Origin of the sequence: Streptomyces sp. NPDC048295, from assembly GCF_040652135.1 — a bacterium.
In the GTDB taxonomy this organism is placed as follows: Bacteria; Actinomycetota; Actinomycetes; order Streptomycetales; family Streptomycetaceae; genus Streptomyces.
On record NZ_JBEZLL010000034.1, the window covers coordinates 23395 to 46696 of the forward strand.

Below are 23302 nucleotides of genomic sequence, written 5' to 3' on the forward strand. Positions count from 1 at the left end.
CGTGCGGCGTGGCCTGGGGGACTGCGACCGCGTGGTCGGTGACCTGGCGGTGAAGGGCCGGGTGGCGCCGCCCGGCGCGAGCAGCCGCAGATCTTCAGGGGACTCGACCGGATCCTGCAGGTCCGAAGGGCGGCCGGGACGATGTCGCGTTCGGTGTCCGGCTGGTCTGCGGGTCGAAGAGTGGCCGTCCCGCCCGTCCCCCGCGAGTGCGGGTATCGGTGGGATGACCGATGTGCGGAGGCCGGGCGCACGGACATAGTCCTCGGGAGATCGTTCGCGGGCAGCCCTGGTACGCCCGCATATCGGAAGGACCTTCTGTGGACACGTATGCGGATCTGGTATTTCTCGGCGGTCGGGTGATCACGGTCGACGCGGAGTTCTCCGTCGCCTCTGCCCTGGCGGTGACCGGCGGGATCATCAGCGCCGTCGGTGGGCAGGACGATGTCGCGCCGCTCATCGGCCCCGGTACCCGCGTCGTCGATCTGCGGGGTGCAACCCTCCTTCCCGGCATCAACGATTCCCATCTGCACGCGTGCGCCTTCGGCATGGCGACGCCGCCGCTCTCCCTCGACATCGGCCACCCCGCCGTGTCGTCCCTCGCTGACGTGGCCGAGGCGGTACGGGAGACTGTCGGGCGGGTTCCGGCCGGGCAGTGGATCACGGGGCACGGCTGGGACCCCGGTTACCTCGACGAGTGCCTGGCCGATCCGTCGCGGCTGCCCTCGCGGCGCGACCTCGACACCGTGAGCCCGGACCACCCCGTCGTCCTGTACTCCTTCTCCGGGCACGCCACCTGGGTCAACTCCAAGGCGCTGGAGCTCATCGGGATCGACCGGCACACCGTTGCGCCGCCCGGCGGGGCCATCGTCGCGGACGATTCCGGGGAGCCGACCGGGCTGCTCCACGAGGGGGCCCAGGCCCTCGTCCAGAACGCGCTGCCGGCGCTCAGCCGGCAGGAACGGACCGACGCGATCAGGTCGGCTCTCACCACGCTGGCCCGGCTCGGCGTGACCAGCTACACCGAGCCCGGCCTCGGTCCCGGCGGCGACGGCATCATGCGGGGCGCGCTCGGCGCGGAGACTCTCGATGTCTACCGTCGGCTGCTGACCGACGGCGAACTGACCGCCCGGGTCGGTGTCCTGCTCCTGCCCACCGGCATGGCGAGCACCGCGGAGGAGTTCGCCCGTGCCCTCGCCGTGCCCGACGAGACCGGCGACGCCGACCCGCGCCGCCTCGCGATCCACGGGGTGAAGATCTTCGCCGACGGCATCGTCCCCAACAGGACAGCCTGGATGCACGAACCGTACGTCGGCGGTGGCTGCGGCGCCCTCTGCGTCGGCGGCGAGACCGATGGCGAACGAATCACCGAGATGGACACCATGATCCGGCATGCCCACGCCGCCGGGCACCAGTTGGGTGTCCACGTCACCGGTGACCGGGCGATAGACACCGTCGCGGACGCCTTCGCCGCGGCCGCGTCCGAGCATCCGCGGCCCGACGCCCGGCACTATGTCATCCACGGCGACTTCCTCACCGCGCACAGCATGAAGGTGCTGGCCGCGCACGGCTTCGGTGTCAACATGAACCCCACCATCAAGTGGACCGTCGCCGACATGGAGGAGGAGTTCGTCGGCGCCGAACGGGCCGCGTACGCGTGGCCCTACCGCGATGCCATCGACGCCGGGGTACGGGTCGCCAGCGGCTCCGACGCTCCCGTCACCTATCCGGACTGGCGCCAGGGCGTCGCCACCATGGTGCTGCGCGAGTCGAAGGCAGCCGGCCGGGTCAGCGGCCCCGAGCAACGCATCTCCCTGGCCGAGGCGATCCGTACGTACACGATCGGCGCGGCCTGGCAGGACTTCGCCGACGACTGGAAGGGCTCCCTGGAGCCGGGCAAGGCCGCCGACCTCTGTGTGCTCGACGGGGACCTGCTCACGGCCGACCCCCATGACATCCCGGAGATGCCCGTCGTCCTCACCGTCGTGGACGGGCAGATCGTGCACGACACGCTTCGCGATTGACGTATTCCGGACGCTTGATCATCCTTGGACCATGGCAGCGCGGCGGAGCACGGCGGACATCCTGGACGCGGCGGTGCAGGTCCGTGAGGCCGCCAGGAGCGGCGGGACCGGCATCGGCACGGTCCTGGCGGCGCTGTCGCAGGTGGTGGAGTACGACCACGCCTCCCTCGCCCGGTGGGATCCGCAGCTGCGGCGCCACACCACCCTGGCCGGGAGTTATCCGGACGACGCCACGACGTACATCGAGACCCGCCTCCACCACGACCCGGTGTTCCGTGTGCTCCGCGGCCCGGCCCGGGACGGTCTCTGGCTCAGGGACGTCCCCCGGCACCTCCTGGCGGCATCACCGGGCTTCCAGGAGGTGCTGTCTCCGCTCGGCATCGAGGACGGCGTGGCCCAGTGCCTGTTCGCCGCCGACGGCCGGTACGTCGGCATGCTGAACGTCAGCACCCGCCGGCCGCGGCACGGACCCGATCCGGCACGCGCCGCGATCACCCTGCTCACCGAGGCACTCGCCGCGGCCGTCGACCCCCGCACGGGCCTGCCGCCCGAGGAGGTCGCCGCGCTCGGCCCCGAGGCGGAGGCACCGCGCCCGGACGCGCGGCGGCCCGGCGGGCTCTCGCCGCGGGAACTCCAGGTGCTCGCCGAAGTCACCGCAGGCCGCACCAACCGGGAGATAGCGGGGCGGTTGCACATCACGCCGCGGACCGTGGGGACCCACATCGAGCACATCCTCGCCAAGCTCGCCCTCCCCAATCGCGCGGCTGCCGCCGCCCGAGCCGCCGCCTGGGGAATCGAACCCTCCCGCTGACGCGCACGCCGCGGACGCCCGTGCGGCGTGGCAGGGCGGGTTCATCGGAGGTGCGGCGATCGCGGCATGGCTCGACGCCGTGCCTGACGACGATGCGGCTGCCCGGGCTTGAACGGCCGTGGCCCAGGGGCGGGGCGGCAAGCCCGGCCACTTCGCGGGTCGTTGGGCAGGCAGCGCGCTGAGTACCCTGGAAACTGCTGGTGAAGTGGCCCTGTCCGGAGCACGCGCTCTCTCCGGCCCGTCGGTGAACGCCCGTCTCGCCGCTGACCGATCCGGCTGGAGGTTCTTGATGGTGGATGGCCACGGCACCCGGCTCGACAGCATCCTGAGCCACCTGGGCGGCACATTGCTGGAGGAAGTGGCGGGGCGCGTCCACCCCACGGCTGTGTTCACCGATGTCGTCATCGATGACCGCCGTGACGACGAGCCGCTTCGGCCCGGGGCGGTCCTTCTGTGTGCCGGCGCCGATGAGGGAGACGTGCCGGAGCTGATCGGGCGGGCTGCCGTGAACCGGGCGAGCCGCGGTCGTCGTGCGTGGACCGGTCGTCCTCGACGCAGAAACCCGAACCGCTGTCGAGAACAGCGGGATCGCTCCTCTCGCGCTGACTCGTGGGGCGACGTGGGCCCAACTGGTGGTGCTCCTCAGATCGTTGCTGGCCACCAGCGTCTGAGGAGAGGGCACCGAGGAACTGCTCGCCGGATTTCCTGCGGAGGACTCGTTCGCCTTGGCCAACGCCATCGGCGCGCTTCTCGGTGCACCGATCACCATCGAAGACCAGGACTCGCAGGTCCTGGCGTTCCCGGGCGGCCAGGACGAAGCGGATCGAACACGCATCCAGACGATCCTCGGCCGCGGCGTGCCGCAACATGCCCGGCACGCGCAGCACGGCACCTTTCTGCTCGACGCCCTGTCCGCCTGGCTGGACGGTCAGGGGAACGTTCTCAGCGCCTCGGCCTCGCTGGATGTGCATCCGAACACCTTCCGGTACCGGCTCCGGCGGGCGGCGGAGATCGCAGGGATGGACTTGAACGACGCCGAGGCGCGCTTCGCCGCGATGCTGGAGCTCCGGCTCGGCCGAGCCGTGCCACCCTGAGCCCTTTGGCGACCGGCCTGGGCGGGCGATGCCGTCGGCGCGGCCGGCAGAGCGGTCGGCCGCGGGCGGGTCACTGCCTCAGCCAGGCCACTGCCCGGGCGGCGACGAACCCGATGAAGGCGTCCCGCTCCGGAACCCGTGAGCGGCTGTCGACGGCCCTGGTGAACACGCTGATCGCGTACCGGCCACCGTCCGGATACTCCACCACGCCGATCTCGTTGCGCAGCGAGGGCAGTGTTCCGGTCTTCCCGCTGATCCTCACGTCGTCGTCCGCGAAGCCGGAACGCAGCCGGTGCGGCCACAGTTGCAGCTCCAGCCAACGCCGGACGTCGGCGCATGCCGCGGCGGGCGCCGCCTCGTCCCGCCAGATCATTCCCAGCAGGCGGGTGCTCTCCTCGGCGGTGGTGCGGCAGGTGGCTTCGGGGGTCAGCGCCCTCAGTGCGTCGAGCCGCTCGGGCGGCAACGCCGCCAGGACCCGCTCGTCGTCCTGGTAGTCGACGCCGAGATCCTCACCGATCGTACGCAGCAACTCCCCGCAGTCGTGCGGGACGGCCGTGCGCGGGAGTCCGAGTCGCCGCAGCGATTCGGCGATCGCGTCCTTGCCCACCTTCCCGACCACCAGGTCGGTGGCGACGTTGTCGCTGATGCCGATCATCAACAGGGCCAGGTCGTACCAGGACATCGTGACCGCGTGACGGAACGTCGCCAGTCCGTAGGGGCTTGCGGTCGGATGCCCGGGTGCCACCTCGATCCGCTCGGCGAGGGCGACATGGCCGGCGGCCGCCTGCCGGGCCAGTTCCAGCGCGACCGGAACCTTGAACACGGAGGCGGTGACCACCGCCTCCGAGGCGTGGATGCCCACCTGCCGCGAACCGTCCACGTCGGCCGCGTGCATCCGGACCCGTACACCGACCTCCGCGGCGCGGGCGTTGATCGTCTCGACCAGTTCCGATTCGGTGACCATGGGGTGTTCACTCCTGCCTGTCCGAAGTGGACTGCCTGCTCTTGGGGGCCTGGTGGAAGGTACGTGGGAAGTCGAAGGCCGCAGCCCTCGGCGCGCGGCCCGGCCGTCCGCACCGATCCGGCAGGGGGAGACGCGTCACGGCGGCGCGCCTCCCCGATCAGAGCCGCGACGGCTGTGGGCCGATCTCCTCGCCGCCGGTGACCGGGATCGGAGGACCGGCTGTCATGTCGGCTCGCCCCTCAGCGGCTGCCCGGGGAGCACATCGGTCTGCAGCTCCCCCGCGCTGACAACTGGTACACCGCCGACGAGCAGGTACCGGACTCCCACGGAGGGGCGTGTGGGGTCGAAGTAGGTGGCGGCATCGGTGATCGTGTCGGGGTCGAGGACGACGATGTCGGCGTCCGCACCGACCCCGAGGTGTCCCTTCGCGCGGGCAGCCGGTGCGACCTCGTCGAGGACCCTGGCCGGCAGGTGGGAACACCGCCGGAACGCCTCCGGCCAGTCCCAGGCTCCGCTCTCCCGCACCATGACGCGCAGGGTCTTGGCGAATGTCCCTGCCGTGCGCGGGTGTGTGGTGCCTCCGGGCGGCAGCGGCCACAGGGTGCTGTCGCTGCCGCCGTCGGGCCAGAAGACGGGCATGGCGTCACTGGCGACGATCGCGTTCGGGAAGGCGAGTGCCTGGTGCAGCATCGCCCGCTGCCGCGGATCGTTCTCGTCCAGGAACTCCAGGATGCACGGCGCCCCGGGGTCGCGCTCACGCAGTTGGCGCAGCCGGCCGTCGTCGGCGATGCGTTCTCCCGATTCGAGCATCACGACGCTCGAAGCGGACAGGCCCTTCATCCGTAGCCGTTCGGCGTCGAGGAACGCGGCGCCGATGGCGGTGCTGCCCGCGCCGTACGGGTACGCCTCGACCGTCACACGAGATCCGGAACGCCGTGAGTCGTCCAGTACGCCGAGCACCCGTTCGATGTGGTGACCCGAAGTGCTGTTGACGTGGCAGTGGTGCATCGCGGCACCGGTCTCGGCTGCGGCAATGGCAATCTCCTCGGAGCCGTCCTTCGGTGTGCGGGGGTCCACCTCCACCAGTTCGCGGACATGGGTGTAGGTCGGCACTCCGGCCCTCGCGGCGAGCCGGGCGACCGCGAGGAACTCTCCGGGGTCGCTGTGGGGCGCGTATCCGAGGAGGACGCCGATGCCGAGTGCTCCTTCGGCCAGCTCGCCTTCCAGCAGAGCCAGCCAATCGGCGAGTTCACGGTCGGAGGAGGAGCGCTGCCATGCCGGGTTCCCCAGCACCGCGAGTCCGCTCGCCACCTGTGCGTCGGGCTCGATACCGGCGAGTACTTGGGCCCGGGCACCGCCCCACGAGGCGGAGAAGCCGTAGTGCAGGGGGCGTCCTGCTGCGGCGGCCTCGGCGTAGGCCCGCCCGATGGGCATCAGGCCCGATTCCAGGTCGAGTGCCGTCGTCACGCCGTCCATGGCCTGCAGGCGTTGCCCCGCGATCGAGTGCACATGGCTGTGCAGGTCGACGAATCCCGGTCCGACGAGCAGGCCCGTGACGTCGAACACCGTGCATCCCGGCGGCGCGTCGAGCCCGATGCCGACGGCGCAAACCATGCCGTCGGATACGAGGATGTCGGCGACGGCGTCGAGCCCGGTGCCCGGATCAATGACACGGCCGCCACGCAAGAGAGTCTGCATGTTTTCGTCTCCTCGTCGAGGACGCGCTGGAGCGCCTGGTGGTCTCCGAGGCGACTCTAGGAGGAAGGGCGGGGCCGCTGTTCGTTCGAGCCGACGAATCCGCGTGGCCCGGTTCTCGCACCGGCACGGAGTCGGCGCACCGGGGCACACTTCGGCGCAGCCTCGCCGGGGCCCGGCGGAGCAGCAACGCAGGAGCCGAGCGCCTGTGCCCGGACCCTGCGCTCTTTGCGGGGAGGCCGATCTCGGTCAGCAGTTCCTGGGCCCGGTGCCGGTCCTGCCGCACCCCGGCCGGCCGCTGCGGCAGCAAAACATCCTGGGTATCGGTCAGCGAACGCAACAGGTCCCAGGACCGGAACACGAACCCGATCCAGGTATCGGGCGACGGACGGCTCTCGGGCGACCTGATCAGGGTGGGCAGTGGAGACCCGACGCTCGGTGGACGAACAAATGCGGCAGGAGATCTGGACGTCCCCGACTTCGACCATTACGACGCCAACGCCGTACCGGGCATGGCGGCCCTCGCCCCCGAAGATCCGCGGGTCGGCATCGACGACCTCGCTCGCCAGGTCGCGGCAAGCGGCATCCGGCGGATCGACGACGACGTGATCATCGACAATCGGCTCTGGGACCCGGTGTCGATCGGCGGGACACCCATCACCCCGACGGTCGTCAACGACAACCTCATCGACGTGCCCATCACCCCGAACGCGCCACGTGAGCAGGCGACGCTCGACTGGCGGCCCAAGACAGCCGCCTTCACCGTCGACGCGAGGGTCACCACTACCGCTGCCGGGACAGCACCGGCGGTAAGGACGGACAGCACCTCCCCCGGACACATCCGGGTACGAGGCTCGGTGCCCGCTGATGCCACCGCCCCCTTTGCGGCGACCTACTACATCCCCGACCCAGCGGCCTTTGCCCGGACCGTACTTCGGCAACCCACACATCGCCGCCCTTCAAGGAATACGCAAAGTTGATCAACAAGGTCAGCCACAATCTCGGCGCCAACCTCCTGCCGGTGAACAACGCCATCGACCTGGCACTCAAGGCCAACAAGCAGTTGGGATCGATGGCCGCCAGCATCTACCGGAACCCCTGACCTCACGCCCGAGCCGTGCCACCGACGGCGGGCAAGGTGCTCTCCGTCTGCACGGACCGTTCTGTCGGCGGCTCTACTCGCCCGCCGACAGAACGGTGAGTGCCGCGAGGGTCATCGCTTCGATGCCTGTGGAGAGGGTGGGTTCGATGACGGGCGCGAAGCGTGCGGAGTGGTTGGTGGGGATGTCGCGGGCCGTCGTCCCCGCCTCCGCCGCCTTCTTGTACGTGTCGGGGTCGACTCCGCCGAAGAACCAGTAACAGACCGGGGCGCCCGAAGCCGTGCCGAGGACGCCGCAGTCCTCGCTGCCGGTCGCCGGGCCCGGGTCGAAGACCCGGTCGGCGCCGAAATGGCTGCGGAACACGGCAACCGTCCGAGCCATGGCGTCCTCGTCATTGACGAGGACGGGGAAGGAGTCGATCGGTTCGATCTCCGGGGTGCGTGTGGCACCGGCCACCGTCGACTCGCCCTCGACGATGCGCTTGACCGCGGCCAGGACGGTTCCCCTGACCTCCTCGGTGTAGGTGCGGATATTGATCTTCAATTCTGCGGTGTCCGGGATGACGTTGTCCTTCGTACCGGCGTTGAGGGCGCCGACCGTGACAACGGCCGTGTCGCCACCCGCGATCTCCCGCGAGACAACGGTCTGCAGACGCATCACGGTGGAGGCGGCCATCACCACCGGGTCGACGGAGGCCTCGGGACGCGATGCGTGCGCGCCCCTGCCGTACAGCGTGACCCTGAGCGCGTCGGTGGCGGCGAGCGCGGGTCCGGGATGACATCCGACCGTACCGGCGGGGAACGGGCCGACGTGCTGACCGAGGACGATGTCGGGAGTGCCGATCTTGGCGAAGAGACCGTCGTCGACCATGGCCTGGGCTCCGGAGCCGACCTCCTCCGCGGGCTGGAAGACGGCTGTGATCTTTCCGGCCCACCGCTTGCGGTCACCGGCCAGCAGGTCGAGAGCGCCCAGAAGGCAGCTGACATGCATGTCGTGGCCGCAGGCGTGCATGACACCGTCCGTCCGGCTGGCGTAGGGCAACCCGGTGGCTTCTGTGACGGGCAGGGCATCCATGTCGGCGCGCAGCAGGACGTGGGGGCCCTCGCCGTTGGCAAGGACGCCCACCACGCCGGTGCGGCCGAGACCGGTGGTGACGACCAGGCCCAGCTTCCGCAGCCGTTCGGCGACGATGCCGCAGGTGCGGGTCTCGGCGAAGGACGGTTCGGGGTGGGCATGCAGGTCCCGGTAGAGGTCCGCGAGCCCGTCGCTCAGCTCGGGCAGCCTTGCCAGAAGGGAATGGTCCGCCGCCATGTCGAAAGTGTTGTCCGCGCCGCTCATGTGTTCATGCTCGGCGGGTGTCCTGGCCGCTGCCTGCGGACTGCGCCATTCGGCTACCAAGGGCGTGCGGCCTTGTTGTTCTGCGTCGGCATGAAGGACGGCGCTGCGTCCGGCAGCCTGCCGGACGCAGCGGGCCCGGATCGCACCAACCGATCCGGGCCTGTTGACGACGTACTGATAGGAGCGCTCCACCGGGTACGGACACAAGTCCTTGCCACCTGCTCCGGCGCGAAGCCGCGCCCGACCGAGTGCGCCGCCCTCGGCCCGGAGGTGTCGACACCGGCCCGGTGACGTCATCATGTGCGTCGCCGGGGTGACGGGTCCCCTGGAGACCAGGCACCTTCCCGGCTCGCCCGACGTGCCCCACCCGGGGCGTCGGGGAGGCCTCGGACCGAGGCGGAGACCTCGGCCTGTGGCACCTCGCCGATGCTCTCCGCTCGCCGGCGGCGCGGGAGGTCGTGGAAGGTGACGGCACCGTTCAGGCGACTGCCGCCTCCCGGTCGCAACAGCCGGGGGTGCGCTCGGCGTGGAACCACTCACGGTCGGTGGCGCCCTGGGCACTGGCTCCGATCCGGGCGTCCTCGGCCTCACGAGCGGGCTCCACGACGGCGCGGTGTTCCTCCGCGGCTGAGACGAGGGCGGCGGCGTGCACAGCCTGCTCCGTCCAGGATGTGTGTGAAGCTCACGCTGCCGGCGTTCTGCAGCGAGCCCATCCGGATCAGGTTCGGGAACCCATTGCCGGTGAGCCGTGCAAAATGCGCGGGCCGTGCCGCGCGTCGAGGAGCCGGACCCCGTCGCGGGGCTTCCTCGGGCACCACCGGGATGTCCTGCACACCGGTGGCGCCGGTGCCGACGATGCCGACCCGCTTGCCGGCCAGGACCGTCGTCCCGCCCTCGGGGCTGCCGCCGGTGTACGTGGTCCCGGCGGGAGGTGTGGAACGTGTGGCCCCGGTAGTCCTCGACGCCGGCGACGCCGCGCAGCTTGGGCTCAGTCAGGGTTCCGGTGGCGCCGATGACGTAAGTGGCGCGGAACTCGTCGCCGCGGCCGGTGGCGACCACCCACTGCTGCGCGGTGCCGTCCCGGGCCAGGGAGGTGACGGCAGTAGCGAACAAGGCGTCCTCGTACAGGCCGAACTGCTCGGAGATGTATACCGCATGACGGCGGAGCTCCTCGCCCGGGGCGTACTTCCACTCGGGTGCGTAGCCGGTCTCGTCGAGCATCGGCAGCCGCTCGACATCGACGAGGCTGCCGTGACCTCGCGGCACGAGGCCATCCATGTCGACGGAGGCCTGGCCCGGACCGACTCCATCTCCGTGGACGCCGTCGGCAACCCCTGCCAGGCGCCGCATGGCCTGACCGGACACCGTTCCGGCAGACCGCGCGTATTCGTCACGCGCGATCCGGAAGCATCTCCGGCAACGCGGAATCCGCGCTGTCATTACCCAGCCGTCCGACCAGGCCGGTCACCGTCGGCGCCGAGGTCGTTCGGGTGGCCGACCGCCCGCCTTCGACGCCGAGGTGTACAAGCAGCGCAGGGCGGTCGAGCGATGCATCAGCCGACTCAAGCAGTGGCAGGGACTGGCCATGCGAACGGACAAGCTCGCCGTTGCTTGCCAGGCGGCGCTCGGCTTCGCTGCCATCCTCATCTGGGCCTGGGCATAGGGGCGTCGGGCTGCATAATTTGGAGGCGACCTTCTCAGTCCAGCGTGGCAGCATGCGGCAATGGTCTTTCGACACCCCGACGGCAACTACGCGATCACCACGATGTACTCCGTGCCCGATGACGCCTGGTATCTGGAACTGGATCTCGCGGCCGGGCAACGGACGCTCGTGACCGCAATCGTCCCCGACGAGGATCCGGCACGGGAAGCCACGGTGTGCTTCAACCCGCACGCAGGGCACGCTGACGTTCCGTACGAGGTCATGCGCTGGTTCATGCACCAGGTCGACGAAGAGATCCGCACCTCCCGTGCCTGGATGCGGCTGAGACCGGAGCTCGTCGAGATCATCTACCAACTCCGTCAGGAGCACATGGGTGTCATCGACGATGACGACTTTCCCCAGGTCCTGGCGGACGTGCGCACCACGGTCCCCGAGGAAGACCTACCCGACGTTCTAGAGGCCGCCTTCGGGCGGAATCCTGACGGCACCACCATGGACCACCCTCAAACGCCCCAGTCTGTAGACGGTCAAGAAGACAGGGCCGAGAGGTTCACCTCGCTCGCCGAGGACATCCGCCAGTCGAACGGCGGCTGACGGTCGCTCGTCGACGGCCGCCTCGAAAGACCGCAACGGTCCCACCTCGACGCCGAGCGGCCGCGGGCCCAAGCGCTCCCGGTCCGCCGGGTTGGGGCCGCCGGTGGCTCCGGAGTCCATGGCCACGGCGAGTATGACGCCGTAGGCCGACAGGAGATGGTCGACGGGCCGGCACCCGCTCGGGGAATCGTGAACGCGTCGAACGCCGTGACGAAGTGAGTGGCCGCCACCCTCAACGAGATTGGCCGTCGGCTCTGTTGGGCGATACCGGTCCCGCTGACCGGCCGCCGCCCCGCCCGTCGCGTACTTGGGGCAGGTGCGGTCGTACCGGTCGGGAGCGCAGGCCGGGCAGCCGGCAGCGCACGTGTGACGGGATCCATGAAGCTGTCAGGTTCCAGACATGCCGGTTTCGGACAGTGAACGACGGTTCTTGATTCGGTAGTTGGACTTACAGACTGAGCGTCGCCCTTGGATGCCCTACCGGGCACCCTCGAAAGGAGATCTCGTGAAGAAGACCCTGTCTGTGGTAGCGAGCCTGGCGATCGCCGCGACCTGCGGCCTTGGCATGGCGCTTCCCGCACACGCCGCTGACGCGACCGGCGTCACGGCCACGGCGAGCCAGTCGCCGCAGTCCTCCACCGACACCTCCTCCATGGACCCGCAGCACCAGGCCATCGTCGACCGGATCCTGGCCAAGCTGCCCGCCGACTGGGAGGCACGCCTCGACGCGGCCAGAGCCAAGTACGGCCTGAAGGGGGAGGAATGGCAGCAGTTCCGTGACAGCGCGATCAACCCCGGCGACTACCAGTGCCAGACGACCGATCTGTCGAAGTACGCCAACTCCCTCCTCGACGGCGCCCAGGACCCCTGGGCCATCTTCATCCTTTCGCTCTTCGGCGGCTTCGACATGCCCACCTACGACGCGCTGATCTACGGCAAGGAATCGTCGTCGAACACGTTCGGCGTCAAGGGCGAGTACACCCACCAGCTCAACTCCGAGATGAAGAACCTCAAGCGCTTCTGGGACATCGACTCGGCGCGCATCGAGCTGATCCCCATGCACGGCGCGGACGTCTTCACCAGCCCGGACCGGCTCGCCCGCACGCTCTCCGTGCTGTACGGCGGCACGGCCGAGGAGAATCTCGACCTGGCCGACATGCTCATCGAGCTGGTCGACTCGGAGCCGGTCCTCCAGGGCGGCGCCAACCCGATCTTCACTTTCAACGCCTTCGCCTACAGCGAGAAGGACGATCCGCAGCCGCTCGGCATCACGGACCGGATCATCATGGGTGACGGCATCCTTCAAGGCATGAGCGCGGTGAATCTGGGCGACGTAGCGCCGCGCGGCATCCTGGGTCACGAGTTCGGCCATCACGTCCAGTACCAGAAGAACCTCTTCGAGAGCGACTTGACCGGCCCGGAGGCCACCCGCCGCACCGAGCTCATGGCGGACGCATTCGGCACGTACTACCTGACCCATTCCCGCGGCGAGTCCCTGAACGCCGCCCGCGTCCTCAAGTCCGAGAAGTCCTTCTACCAGGTCGGCGACTGCAGCTTCACCAGTTCCGGTCACCACGGCACGCCCGACCAGCGGTTCAACTCGGCGAGCTGGGCTGCGGGCGTGGTCGACGAGGCGCCGAACCAGGGCCACATACTGCCCGCCCTCACGTTCGACAAGCTCTTCGAAGCCAAGCTGCCCGACCTGGTCAAGCCGGACAGCAAGTAACGGTCCCCACCACACCGCGGGGCCATGAGCACCTGAGCGGCTGAGGGCCTGCGGGGGCGGGCCGGATCACGCACCGACCCGCCCCCGCACCTACGCCGCGAGCCGGGCCGCGGCCCAGGGTCACAGCCAGCCGCGACGGCTGGCCTGGACACCGAGCTGGAACCGGGTCTTGGCACCGAGCATCTCCTGGAGGCGAGCGATACGCCGGGCGACGGTACGCTCGCTCACCCCGAGCTCACGGGCTATCGACTCGTCGGTCAGCCCCATGCTGAGGTAGCTCAGGAGCCGCCGTCTCTCGGGGGTCGCCTCGTTGTTGACGGCCTCACCGGCCGGCGGGAGCGGAACGGCGATCTGCCAGTACGACTCGAAGACGCCGATCAGCCCGTCCAGGAGCCCCGACGGCTGAACGACGACACTGTGGTGTCCCGTACGGTTCGGGGCGGCGACGGAGACCACGGCGAAACGCTCGTCGCAGACCAGCACGTTCAACGCGACATCGGGGAAGACCCGGGCCTGTTCCCCCCGGGCGACGCACTCGTGCGCCACGTCCATCGCCTTGGGATCCTGCAGGATGTTGGCGCTGTACACCACGCGGTAGGCGATGCCACGGTCCAGGGCCTCCAGCGTGCCGGGGCCGACCTCCGGCATCCGGTCCCCTCCGCCCACCGGCCCGATCGACAGCGCGCGCACCTGGGACACGGCTCCGTTGTGCACCCTCGCCTGGATCTCCCCGTGCCGCTCGGAAGTGTCGACGACCTCGACGTAGCTCGCTCCAGCGGTGTGGTCGAGCCAGTACTGCGACAGGGCCGTGGCACTCTCGTAGGCGATCCGGGCCTCGTGCGCACGCCGTTCGGCGACCGCCTCCAGCACCGCGCGTGGCGGCTGGGCGGCCAGCCTGCCGTCCGTACGGGACACCAGGCCGATGTCGCTGAGTTCGGCGACGGCGTCCTCGAGGCCGTCGAGCGGCGCACCGACCAGTCCCGGCCGGCTGGTGAGCTCGGTCAGGATCTGCGGGCCCCATTCGACGAGCGCGAGGTAGGCGGCCTCCGCCGTCGCGGAGAGGCCGAGAGCCTGCAGCGGGCGCAGTGTGCGCATGTCACCCCAAACCCGGCGGCGGCGCACGGCGCCACCCACCGACCCCATCTCTGCGGTGGCCGTCATTCCGCCAAAGATCGTCAGCCTAGCACCGACATGATCACGTGGCCCCGGTGGACGGCCGCAACTGAAGGGTGCCGCCGCGCAGATGAAAGGCGTCCGCCAGCGCGGACGCCGCTCCCGACCCGAACAACCCGGCGCCATGCGGCCACTTGCTCCCACCCGTACCCGTTCGACTGTACGGGTCCGCTGCGCGCGGTGTGCCTGCTGCGGCGCCCCTCCCCGGCACGTGCGAGAAGGAAGTTCTCGGCGGGGTGGAGGTGTCAGGCCAGGCCGCCGTTGGCGAACACTGTCTGTCCGTTGATCCAACGGGCGGGTCCGGCGAGGAAGGCGACAGTCTCCGCGATGTCCTCGGGCTGTCCCAGCCGCTCCAGCGGGGCGGCCTTGGACAGCTGGGCGACGGTCTGCTCGTCCTTGCCTTCGAGGAACAGCGGGGTGGCGGTGGGGCCCGGGGCGACGGTGTTGACGGTGATGTCGCGGCCACGCAGTTCGCGGGCCAGGACCGGGGTCAGGGCTTCGACAGCGGCCTTGGACGCCACGTAAGCGCCGTAGCCGGGGAAGCCGGTCCGGGTGACAGTGGTGGAGAAGTTGATCAGGGCACCGCCGGGGCGCAGTCGGCGGGCTGCTTGCTGGGAGACGACGAAGGTGCCGCGGATATTGGTGCGGTGCATGCGGTCAAGTGCGTCCAGGTCGAGTTCCGCCACCGGCGAGAGGATCATGATGCCGGCGGTGTTCACCACGACGTCGATGCCTCCGAGGGTGCGTTCCATCTCGTCGAAGAGCTCGGTCATGGCCGCCTCGTCGGCGATGTCGCCGCCGAGGGCGACGGCACGTCCGCCTGCGGCGGTGATCTCCTCGACCAGCTGCTCGGCAGCGGCCTTGCGGCCTGCATAGTGGACGGCAACGGTCATTCCGTCGCGCGCAAGGCGCAGCGCGGTGGCATGTCCGATGCCGCCGGAGGCTCCGGTGACCAAGGCGATCCGTGGGGTGGTTTCGCTGGCGCTGTTCATCTCGGTGGGCCCTTCTCAGGTAATGGGGGTCTCCAGACGGCCGAGCCATTCGTGCAGCAGGGCGGTCTCAGCGGGGGTGAATCCGGGCGGCGGGGCCTGCCGCAGCCGGGTGCGCAGGGTCGTCACCGGTGAGGCGGCCACTTCCGGAGCGGCAGCCCTCGTGGTGATGGTGGTGACGACGGCGTCCCGGACGCTGTCCGACAGGACGGGGTCCTGGTTGACGTCGGGCCGGTAGAGCAGCGAGAGAGCCAGGCCGACGTTCGCGGCCATGACCATCTGCGCGGCCCGGTCGACCGGCACACTCAGCCGGCCCGCGACCGCGATCCGCTCGATCACCGCGACCAGCATCCGGTGAGCTTCACCGGCGGCCCCCGGACGACCGGCCAGGGCCGGCGAGTACATGAGCTTGTAGCAGGCGGGCTGCGCGAGGGCGAAAGCCACATGGCTGTCCCAGCCGTCGCGAAGGTCCTGCACCGGGTCGTCGGAAGTCGCCGCGGCACGCTTGGAGGCCAGGTACTGCTCGAAGCCGTGGTCGACGACCGCAGCCAGCAACGCGTCCTTGTCCTCGAACAACCGGTAGAGAGTTGGCGCTCCGACCTGCGCGGCCTCGCACACCGCGCGGATCGAGATGTCACCTGCCGGGGATTCGACGAGCAGTGCCGCGGCCGCTTCCAGAATCCTCGTTTCCGTATTCACGTTCACAACGTTAGGCCATCGAAAACAAAGATTCAACTTCCCCGTTAACGGTGTTTCCGAGGCGCAGGTCGGTCGGCCAGGCCAACCATCGGAGCAGCAGTGCGGCGCGTGGCGTGCCGCCAGGAAGCGCCGGCCCCGTCGGCACGGGCATCGCCTCCGCGCTACCGCATCCCGTTCCTCGCGGTGACGGAGCGGCGGACCACGCTCTTCGGACACCGTCCGGACCGCGGCCCGGACGGCGAGAGGCCATCATCCCGGGACCACACCGCGCGGGCCCGGCCGCGCCGGGTGAAGTCACCGGTCGTGACCCAGGCGGCGGCAGCCGGCGGCTCGGACGCCGAATGCCTCCTGTCCGCGTTCGCCGGCGACGGTCGGCGAACCGGTCAGAGGACCTGTGGCGCCGAGCTCCGGGCCCTCGCGGTCACGATGTCCGCGAAGCGGTGGGCGACGGTGCGCCACGTGTCGGTGGCTGTCGGCTCATCTCGCAGCGCGAGAGCGTGCAGAGTCTCCGGGGCCGGAGCACCGTTTCGGTTCAACCGGTCGCGGTTCCAGCCGCGGATCCGCTCAGCAGTCGTCTCCGGATGGAACTGAACACCCCATGCCGCGGAGCCGACGCGGAATCCCTGGTAGGGGCACCGCTCGCTGCGGGCCAGCCAGTGGGCGCCGGCGGGAAGCGCAGTGATGGCGTCGACGTGGTTCTCGATGGCCGGTGGATGTGCGGGCAGCCCGTGAAACAGCGGGTCCCCGGCCGCCTCGGGGCGCAGGCTGAGCCGGGTGCTGCCGAACTCGGGCGGTCCATGCTTCCCGCGTACTTCGCCACCGGCTATGTGAGCGAGCATCTGGCCCCCGAGGCAGATACCGAACATCGGCGTCTCTTCCGTGAGGGCCTGACGTACGAGAGCCCGGGTCGCGGGCAGCCAGGGCGCGCGGACGTCGTCGTCAGGAAGGTAGGCGCCACCGAGAACGACGAGCGCGGGGTATTCCAGCCGGTCCGGAAGCGGGGCTGCCTCGTACGCCCGGACCACATGCGTCGTCACACCCCGCTCCGCCAGCCAGGCCGTCCAACGGCCCGGTCCCCCTCCGGGATCGTGCTGTACCACCAGTGCCGTAGCCAACACTCCGGCCATACTCATCTCCGCTGCCCCTTGTCGTCGTCCACACGTCCTGTCGGCAGAGGCCGGGCGGCCGAAACCGTTCCCGGTCGGCCTCTGCCAGACCACACTGCCCCGGGGCGGCACCGACGACACCGGCGGACACAGGCAGCCACCGCCCGGACGGCTCGTAGGTGTGCTGTCCCTGGCGTCGGTGCCAGATGCGCCTCGTGCGTGGCGGGTCGTGCGGTCTGCTGCAGCTTCTGCCCCTCGTAGTCGGCGATCCTGCGGCTTGAACCCGTGCTGTTGTCACGTCTCCTGACGCTGGATCCGGCAAATCGATCCCACCCGATCGCATCGGCAGCCGGACAGGACACCCGTGAACCGGTGAACCCTCCCGGTCGCAGCACAACCGTGTTGACCGCCCTTGGCAGGCAGTGCTTGAGTCGGCGCGTGGACAGCATCTCTACCAACCGGCGGTTCTGGAACCAGATCAGCAGCGCCTACCAGCACAAGCACGACCCGCAGATCGGCGCAACGCCCCGGTTGTGGGGCACGTACGCCATCCCCGACGCGCACCTGCACGCCCTGGGCGACGTCACCGGCAAGCGCGTCCTCGAACTCGGCTGCGGCGCCGGCCAGTGGTCCAGGGCGCTCGCCGCCGAGGGCGCCACCGTAATCGGGCTCGACCTGTCCGAAGCGCAGCTCGCCGCAGCAGCTCGCGCGATGGGAGCGGCCCGCTACCCGCTGGTGCAAGGCGCCGCCGAACACCTCCCGTTCGCCGCCGACAGCTTCGACCTGGTGTTCTGTGACTACGGCGGGCTCAGCTGGGCGCCCCCGCACCTGGCTGTCCCGCAGGCCGCACGCATCCTGCGCCGCGGTGGGCGCCTGGTGTTCAACGTCGCCAGCCCATGGTTCGAAGCCTGCTACGACGAAGCCGCCGGCCGCGCAACCACGACGCTGCACCAGGACTACTTCGGGCTGGACACCATCACCGAAGACCAGGGCGCGGTCAGCTATCAGCTCACCTACGGCGACTGGATCAAGGTCCTGCGCGGCGCAGGTCTCGTCATCGACGACCTCATCGAGCCGCGGCCCGAACCCGGAACAGCCAACGGCTACAACCAAACCGACCCGCCTGACTGGGCATACCGCTGGCCGGCAGAAATACTCTGGGTAACCCACAAACCGTAAACACCGCCGCACCAAGACCCGTGACGCACCCATCCTGACAATCCGTCAGGTACTCCGTTCCGCTTCGGGAGACGTGGAACGCCGCCAGCCCATCGGGCAATACTTCGCTGCCGCACCCGGAGGAGGTACGCCGCCTGTGGGCCCGTACGCCGCCGCGTACGGGCCCACAGGTCTGTGCCAGGCCCTCCACCGTTTGCGCGGCACGCCGTCTTCCGCGATGTCACGCCCGGTCTCGAAGAAGTCGGCGTCGGCGAGGTTCATGTCCGTAGCGAATGAGTCCGGCAGCCCGTGAGTCCGTCTGGCCCGGGGACGTCACGACACCATGCCGGCCCCCTCCAGCTCGGTCAGCCGTACGGTGCACAGACCTCCACGCTCGGCCTTCACCTCCGTCACCTTCAGCTGCGTCCCGGGCGCGAGGATGTACTCCTCCTCACCCGTGAACGCGGAGAACCGCCGGATCCCCACGGCCCGCGCGGGTGTCACCTCGAACAGGGTCCGCCGGCCGCGCCCGCCGAGGAACGCGCGGGCCACTCCCAGCTCGGAGGTGCACGACGACACGCCCCACCACGTCACCGTTCGCCCCAGCGGGTACTGGGATCGCAGATCCAGCGCCACACCACGCCACAGCGGCCGCGTCTGCGGCGGCAACGCCTCCATCGCCGAGAACAGCAACCGCAGGTACGGCAGGTACGGCACCACGCGCTCGCGGTCCGAGGAGCGCAGCACGGCGTTGATCTCGCGGTAGAAGCCCGACTCGCACGTATACAGGTAGAGGGCCGAGATCGCGTCGGCCGACAAGGCACCCGCCGCCTCCCCGGACACCGCGCCCGCGGACGCCGCCTCCACGGCCTTCGTCTCGCCGAAACGGCTTGACAGATCGATATGCCGATCCAGGTGCGCGAGCACCCGCGAGACCGGCTCGACGGCCTTGCGGAAGTCCATCAATGGCGTGTCGAACACCCCGGTGACGGGCGGCAGGACGAGCCCCTCGTCCTTGACGCTGGTGAGCCGCTCCAGATACAGCTGGTGCAACTCCATCGTGGACGCGATGAACGCCCCCATCCGCTGCGCGACACCACCGTCCTCCGGCCCGCCCGTCCCGCCCGTCCCCTGGTCCCAGCCCTTCTGCGGCAGCCAGTCGACCGGCTCGGCCCCCACCGCCGCCAGGGCGTCGTTCACCTGGGCGAAGTGGTCGCCCTCGCAGAACAGATCCCCCTGCGCGGCCGGATTGGCGTGGTCCAGGTGACGGACCTGCACCCCCGGGTACTTCTTCTCCAGCCGCTGGACGACCCTCTTCAGACTCCGGGCGTGCGCGCCCCACCAGGCGAACACCACCCCCCGGTCGTCCTCCTCCACCGCGTCCTGCTTCGCCCGGAGGATCTCCTCGACGATCTGCTCGGCCACGGGGCGCCAGAACAACGTGTGCCGATCGGTCGCCATCGCCCCGTCCGCGCTCGCCGTGAGGGACGCGTTCAGCAGCAGCACACCTTGGGTGAGCATCGCCTGGAACCACTCGGGCGGCTGGACCGTGCCCTCCTTCTTCAGCAGGGCGCGGACATCGGCGATCGGGGTCTTCTTGACGATGCCGTATTTCCACATCGCGGCCGCCTTGATGAGGCAACGGATGCTGACGACCCGGCCGAACTGGCTGTCCTTCCAGTCGTTGAAGGTGTTGTCGAACATCGCGATGCCGGTCGCGCTCTCCGCCCGCGGATAGGGGTTCTGTCCGAAGACGACCACCTTCCACTTCTCCGGCGGATGCGGCTTCAGGGCCTGGAACGTCAGCTCGCGAACCGGAACGACTTCCGGGCTGCGCTTCGGGCCGATGAAGTCGGCGGCTCCCTGCTGCGCCTCGATCACCGGTCCGAGCAGCGGCAGCCACGGCTCGCCGCCACCGGTGAACAGGTCGGCCAGTCCCAGCGGATCCTCGGCCGGCGAACCGGCATCGCCTGCGGCCGTCACATCGACATCACTCATGAGGGTGGCGCTCCCGACACTCGAACCGGACGCCTCCAGGGGCGCCCCGGCATGCTGAACAGATGTGGCATGGTCGTCGTCGGTGTCCGCGCCCTGGGCGGCACCGGCCTGTGAGGTCTTCGGGTCAGTGACGAAAGGAAGGCCGCTGCGGCACGTTGATCCGGACCCGCCGTGCGGACCCCGCTCCCTCGATGTCGTCGAGCTGCCCCAGTACGGCGGCCCGCAACTCGTCGTAGTCCGCGAAACCGTGGTCGTGGAAGAGGGTGTAGCCCGTCCACATCAGGTTGGCGCACACCTTCGCGGGCACCTGCCCGGTCTGTGCGCCCATCCCGACGAGGGCCACCGACCGGATGCTGCCCGGCTTCGCCCGGTTCTGCAGATGCACCGCCTGGAAGGCGGCCGCGCAGGCCAGGGCCACGTTCACCGTGTCGCTGACGTTCTGCGACGACTGGCGCATGGTGGGCGTCGAGATCAGGTACCGGGGTATGTCCGCCCCGGACCGGACGCATACCGCGCTGCCCACCGGCAGTCGTCCGCCGAACCGGTCACGGATCGCCCGCTGCACCCGCACCTGGATGCCCGGACCGAGGTACCGCTTGACGACGGCGTCGACCCCACCGTCCATCCGGCCACGCTCGTTGGTGGGAGAGACCCAGGCGTCGGCATCCACATCGAGAAGGGAACCTCGCCTGATCTCGACCTCCGGCGTGTCCGCGAACGCGGACCGCCAGGCCGTCACCACCTCCTCGTTGACGTCGACCAGGACGACGCTCAACGCATGCCTGAAACCCACGAATTCACCCCTCTCACCCCGTGATCTCGAACAGTCCCGAAGCTACCGCGCGCCACTGACATCGCCGTTCGACAGGGTTGTTCGATCAGGGGAACGGAGGGAGGGAAGACAGGCGCACCGGACAAGTGAAGGTGGCGGGGCGGTGATGCCGACCGCCGCCCCGTCCTTGCTCGGACGGCTCGATCCGGTGTCGTCCTGTCGGGTCAGTAGTCCAAGTACGGGTGTGCGCCGGTTTCCCGCAGAGCGGATCGTCGGTCGGCGATCCGGACGTGCGGTCCGCCATCGGCCCGGTGATGTGCCAGGGTCCGGCGCACCCCCTGCCGGACCCACTCGAAACCGTCCGTGCCGCAGTCGGCCAAGAGCTCGTCGACGACGTCGCTTCCCTCCGCAGCCGGGAACATCGTGCACGCCTGCAGCGCGGAGACCAGGTACCGCTCCAGGACGTTCGCGGCCTGCTCGAGCTGCACCTCGGCGACCGCCGCGCCGTCCAGGCCCGCGGCCGCCGCACGGTCGTAGAGGCAGGCAGCCAGCAGAATGACGCTCTTGGTCCGTGCCGGCTCCTGCAGGATGTGCGGGGCCGTGCGTCCGTGCCACAGCACCAACTGGTTCGCGGCGGACACGCAGTACTCCCACCGGCTGAGCGGAGCCCTCAGCCCCGGATCCCGTCCAGCGTCTGCCACGGCAGGTCCACCTCCATTGCGGTCGTTACGCCGTCCGTGCCGCCCCGCAATGCCCGGTGTCCGTCCTGAAGGACGTCCCAGCAGATGCAGGAGGCCGGGTACCAGACCACGGGTCCGGGACACGGACGACGCGGCCCGTGACCGCGCGGCCGCGAAATCGAGCCGGCCATCCCGCCCGATCACCGCCTCCCCGTCCAGGACCGTGCCGGGGCGCGGTTCCATCTTCTCTTGGGAACGGACCGCTGCGCGGATTCGGCACGGGCGGGTCCGCGCAGATCGGTGCTGTTTCCATCCACCGTATCGAGTGCAACAGGTCTGGTGCCATCCCTGGTTCGGGTGGTGTCGGCGCCCGATAAGGGGCGCGGTGCCCTCGTCGGCAGAATGACGAAGGCGGAAGTTGCCGGGATGTTCAACAACGGCGTTGCGGCGGCGGAACGCCGATCGGTGCGGAATTCTGCACGATCCGGGCCGGCCGTGCGAGGATCCCCCGATGCCTTCACCTCTGGACGCCGCCCTTCCCGCATCCGCCGAGATCGAGGCGCTGCTCACGGCCTCCGTCGGTGCCCGGACCACCATCGAGCGCGTCGAGCCGCTGCACCATCCCTGGGTGCTGCGCGCCCACCTGGCGGAGACGAGCGGACTCCCCGACACGGTCGTCGTGAAATGCCGCCGCCCCGAGGGGTACGGCCTCCGCTCCGCGGAGGAGCTGACGCGGTGCGAGCACGCCGCACTCGCCTTCATCGCCGACGACCTCCGCCTCGACCTCGCACCAGGCCTGCACGCCGCCTCACCGGACTCCCGCCTGCTCGTGCTGGAGGACCTTTACCCGCGCACCGAGCTGGCCGCACTGCTGCACCGCGACGGCCACACCGCGGCCCTGGACGCCGAACTGACCGCCTTCGCCTCCTCGCTGGGCGAGCTGGCCGCTGCATCCGCCGGCCGGGCCGCGCTGTTCAACGCCCGCCGCACGGCGCTGGGCACCGGCGCCGACCGGCTGGACGACTGGGAACATGCCTACGCCGGCCTCTGGCGGAACGGGCTCGCCCGCGCCGCCGCCTTCGGCGTCCCGCTGCCCGCCGCCGCGGAGCGCGATCTGGAAACGGCCGTGGCAGAACTCGCAGATCCAGGCCCATTCCTGGCCCTGACCAACGGCGACCCCGAGTCGCACAACTACCTGACCGGGCCGAGCGGCGGCGGCAAACTGATCGACTTCGAAGGGGCGGGCTTCCGCCATGCCCTCACCGCCGCGACCAGCTTTACGGTCCCCGGCCCGGACTGGTTGGGAGTATCGGGGCCGGAACAGGTCGAGGCGTTCCGCCGAGCCCTTGCCCGGACGGTCCCCGAGGCCGAGGACGACCAGCGGGTCGGCTTCGGCCTGACTTCGGCTTCCATGGTCTGGGTGATGACGCGCACCGGCCGGCTGAACACGCTGGACACACGCAGCCCCGGCGACGACTCCCGCACCCAGATGGTGACCCTGCTGGAATCCGGAGCCCGCACCGCCGAGGCGCACCGGGTACTCCCCCACCTGGCAGCCTGGTGCCGGTCCACGGCGACCCTGCTGCGCCACCGCTGGCCCGACACCGACATCGACACCGCCGCCTCCTACACCTGGCGTGAACGCTAGGGCAGGGAGCCAGGCGGTCATCGCCGCTCCGGCACCGAAGACGCACACGCCAGGCCCCGGACGGACCCGGACC

Annotated in this window: 19 protein-coding genes and 2 pseudogenes; 10 read left to right on the top strand and 11 right to left on the bottom strand. The window is 70.0% G+C overall.

Annotation, left to right across the window (positions count from 1 at the left end):
• Positions 1-317 precede the first annotated feature (317 nt).
• The 3 genes from AB0D53_RS35745 to AB0D53_RS35755 all read left to right on the top strand — a co-directional run bounded on the left by AB0D53_RS35745 (position 318) and on the right by AB0D53_RS35755 (position 3926).
• The gene (locus AB0D53_RS35745) at positions 318-2021 is read left to right on the top strand and encodes an amidohydrolase (protein ID WP_362453491.1); all 1704 of its coding nucleotides are present in this window, start codon (positions 318-320) and stop codon (positions 2019-2021) included.
• A gap of 31 nt (positions 2022-2052) precedes the next feature.
• Complete coding sequence (locus AB0D53_RS35750; protein WP_362453492.1) at positions 2053-2832, top strand: LuxR C-terminal-related transcriptional regulator; 780 nt, start codon at positions 2053-2055, stop codon at positions 2830-2832.
• Between the two features lie 725 nt (positions 2833-3557).
• Positions 3558-3926, top strand: a complete 369-nt coding sequence (locus AB0D53_RS35755) for a helix-turn-helix domain-containing protein (protein WP_362453494.1) — start codon at positions 3558-3560, stop codon at positions 3924-3926.
• A 70-nt stretch (positions 3927-3996) separates the two neighbouring features.
• Here the strand turns inward: AB0D53_RS35755 and AB0D53_RS35760 are convergent, their stop codons facing one another.
• Positions 3997-4890 carry a serine hydrolase gene (locus AB0D53_RS35760; RefSeq protein ID WP_362453495.1) on the bottom strand — a complete coding sequence of 298 codons (894 nt, stop codon included), beginning with the start codon at positions 4888-4890 and terminating at the stop codon, positions 3997-3999.
• A gap of 222 nt (positions 4891-5112) precedes the next feature.
• Positions 5113-6588, bottom strand: coding sequence for an amidohydrolase family protein (locus AB0D53_RS35765; protein ID WP_362453497.1), 1476 nt, complete (start codon positions 6586-6588; stop codon positions 5113-5115).
• Between the two features lie 38 nt (positions 6589-6626).
• On the opposite strand from AB0D53_RS35765, the gene AB0D53_RS35770 reads away from it, so the two are divergent.
• Together AB0D53_RS35770 and AB0D53_RS35775 are read left to right on the top strand one after the other, a co-directional pair.
• Positions 6627-7565: a D-alanyl-D-alanine carboxypeptidase gene (locus tag AB0D53_RS35770; RefSeq protein ID WP_362453498.1), complete on the top strand. Its 939-nt coding sequence runs from the start codon at positions 6627-6629 to the stop codon at positions 7563-7565.
• Entirely contained in the window at positions 7562-7687 is a 126-nt protein-coding gene (locus AB0D53_RS35775) for a hypothetical protein (protein ID WP_362453499.1), read from the top strand. Before AB0D53_RS35770 ends, AB0D53_RS35775 begins: the two co-directional genes overlap by 4 nt.
• 73 nt (positions 7688-7760) lie before the next feature.
• Here the strand turns inward: AB0D53_RS35775 and AB0D53_RS35780 are convergent, their stop codons facing one another.
• Entirely contained in the window at positions 7761-9023 is a 1263-nt protein-coding gene (locus AB0D53_RS35780; RefSeq protein ID WP_362453501.1) for an amidohydrolase, read from the bottom strand.
• A 296-nt stretch (positions 9024-9319) separates the two neighbouring features.
• Positions 9320-10250, bottom strand: a pseudogene (locus tag AB0D53_RS35785) (hypothetical protein); the annotation flags it as partial.
• 130 nt (positions 10251-10380) lie between these two features.
• Here AB0D53_RS35785 and AB0D53_RS35790 point away from each other — a divergent pair.
• From AB0D53_RS35790 to AB0D53_RS35800, 3 genes and pseudogenes are all read left to right on the top strand, one after another.
• Positions 10381-10686: pseudogene (locus tag AB0D53_RS35790) on the top strand (transposase); the annotation flags it as partial.
• A 102-nt stretch (positions 10687-10788) separates the two neighbouring features.
• Positions 10789-11280 (top strand): hypothetical protein, encoded by a 492-nt coding sequence (locus AB0D53_RS35795; protein ID WP_362453502.1) that lies wholly within the window; start codon positions 10789-10791, stop codon positions 11278-11280.
• 505 nt (positions 11281-11785) lie between these two features.
• Positions 11786-13006, top strand: a complete 1221-nt coding sequence (locus tag AB0D53_RS35800; RefSeq protein ID WP_362453503.1) for a hypothetical protein — start codon at positions 11786-11788, stop codon at positions 13004-13006.
• Positions 13007-13126: 120 nt separating this feature from the next.
• Here AB0D53_RS35800 and AB0D53_RS35805 read toward each other — a convergent pair whose 3' ends face one another.
• From AB0D53_RS35805 to AB0D53_RS35820, 4 genes are all read right to left on the bottom strand, one after another.
• Positions 13127-14101, bottom strand: coding sequence for a helix-turn-helix transcriptional regulator (locus AB0D53_RS35805; RefSeq protein WP_362453504.1), 975 nt, complete (start codon positions 14099-14101; stop codon positions 13127-13129).
• A 323-nt stretch (positions 14102-14424) separates the two neighbouring features.
• Complete coding sequence (locus AB0D53_RS35810; RefSeq protein WP_362453505.1) at positions 14425-15171, bottom strand: SDR family oxidoreductase; 747 nt, start codon at positions 15169-15171, stop codon at positions 14425-14427.
• Positions 15172-15186: 15 nt separating this feature from the next.
• The gene (locus AB0D53_RS35815; protein WP_362453506.1) at positions 15187-15867 is read right to left on the bottom strand and encodes a TetR/AcrR family transcriptional regulator; all 681 of its coding nucleotides are present in this window, start codon (positions 15865-15867) and stop codon (positions 15187-15189) included.
• Between the two features lie 383 nt (positions 15868-16250).
• A complete protein-coding gene (locus tag AB0D53_RS35820; RefSeq protein WP_362453507.1) occupies positions 16251-17000 on the bottom strand; it encodes a type 1 glutamine amidotransferase in 750 nt (249 codons plus the stop codon).
• Positions 17001-17411: 411 nt separating this feature from the next.
• On the opposite strand from AB0D53_RS35820, the gene AB0D53_RS35825 reads away from it, so the two are divergent.
• Entirely contained in the window at positions 17412-18152 is a 741-nt protein-coding gene (locus AB0D53_RS35825) for a class I SAM-dependent methyltransferase (protein ID WP_362453509.1), read from the top strand.
• A 312-nt stretch (positions 18153-18464) separates the two neighbouring features.
• On the opposite strand, the gene AB0D53_RS35830 is transcribed toward AB0D53_RS35825, so the two are convergent.
• The 3 genes from AB0D53_RS35830 to AB0D53_RS35840 form a co-directional block, all read right to left on the bottom strand.
• Positions 18465-20129 (bottom strand): ADP-ribosyltransferase domain-containing protein, encoded by a 1665-nt coding sequence (locus AB0D53_RS35830; protein ID WP_362453510.1) that lies wholly within the window; start codon positions 20127-20129, stop codon positions 18465-18467.
• 124 nt (positions 20130-20253) lie between these two features.
• The gene (locus AB0D53_RS35835) at positions 20254-20922 is read right to left on the bottom strand and encodes a macro domain-containing protein (protein ID WP_362453512.1); all 669 of its coding nucleotides are present in this window, start codon (positions 20920-20922) and stop codon (positions 20254-20256) included.
• 203 nt (positions 20923-21125) lie between these two features.
• Entirely contained in the window at positions 21126-21542 is a 417-nt protein-coding gene (locus AB0D53_RS35840) for a hypothetical protein (RefSeq protein ID WP_362453513.1), read from the bottom strand.
• Positions 21543-22092: 550 nt separating this feature from the next.
• Here AB0D53_RS35840 and AB0D53_RS35845 point away from each other — a divergent pair.
• Entirely contained in the window at positions 22093-23229 is a 1137-nt protein-coding gene (locus AB0D53_RS35845; protein WP_362453514.1) for a hypothetical protein, read from the top strand.
• The last annotated feature ends 73 nt before the right edge of the window (positions 23230-23302 follow it).

Excerpts from the sequence above, each read along its gene's own strand:
- AB0D53_RS35750 (WP_362453492.1), top strand. The coding sequence starts at position 2,053 with ATGGCAGCGCGGCGGAGCACGGCGGACATCCTGGACGCGGCGGTGCAG.
- AB0D53_RS35760 (WP_362453495.1), bottom strand. The coding sequence starts at position 4,890 with ATGGTCACCGAATCGGAACTGGTCGAGACGATCAACGCCCGCGCCGCG.
- AB0D53_RS35765 (WP_362453497.1), bottom strand. The coding sequence starts at position 6,588 with ATGCAGACTCTCTTGCGTGGCGGCCGTGTCATTGATCCGGGCACCGGG.
- AB0D53_RS35780 (WP_362453501.1), bottom strand. The coding sequence starts at position 9,023 with ATGAGCGGCGCGGACAACACTTTCGACATGGCGGCGGACCATTCCCTT.
- AB0D53_RS35795 (WP_362453502.1), top strand. The coding sequence starts at position 10,789 with ATGTACTCCGTGCCCGATGACGCCTGGTATCTGGAACTGGATCTCGCG.
- AB0D53_RS35805 (WP_362453504.1), bottom strand. The coding sequence starts at position 14,101 with ATGCGCACACTGCGCCCGCTGCAGGCTCTCGGCCTCTCCGCGACGGCG.
- AB0D53_RS35810 (WP_362453505.1), bottom strand. The coding sequence starts at position 15,171 with ATGAACAGCGCCAGCGAAACCACCCCACGGATCGCCTTGGTCACCGGA.
- AB0D53_RS35820 (WP_362453507.1), bottom strand. The coding sequence starts at position 17,000 with ATGAGTATGGCCGGAGTGTTGGCTACGGCACTGGTGGTACAGCACGAT.
- AB0D53_RS35830 (WP_362453510.1), bottom strand. The coding sequence starts at position 20,129 with ATGAGTGATGTCGATGTGACGGCCGCAGGCGATGCCGGTTCGCCGGCC.
- AB0D53_RS35845 (WP_362453514.1), top strand. The coding sequence starts at position 22,093 with ATGCCTTCACCTCTGGACGCCGCCCTTCCCGCATCCGCCGAGATCGAG.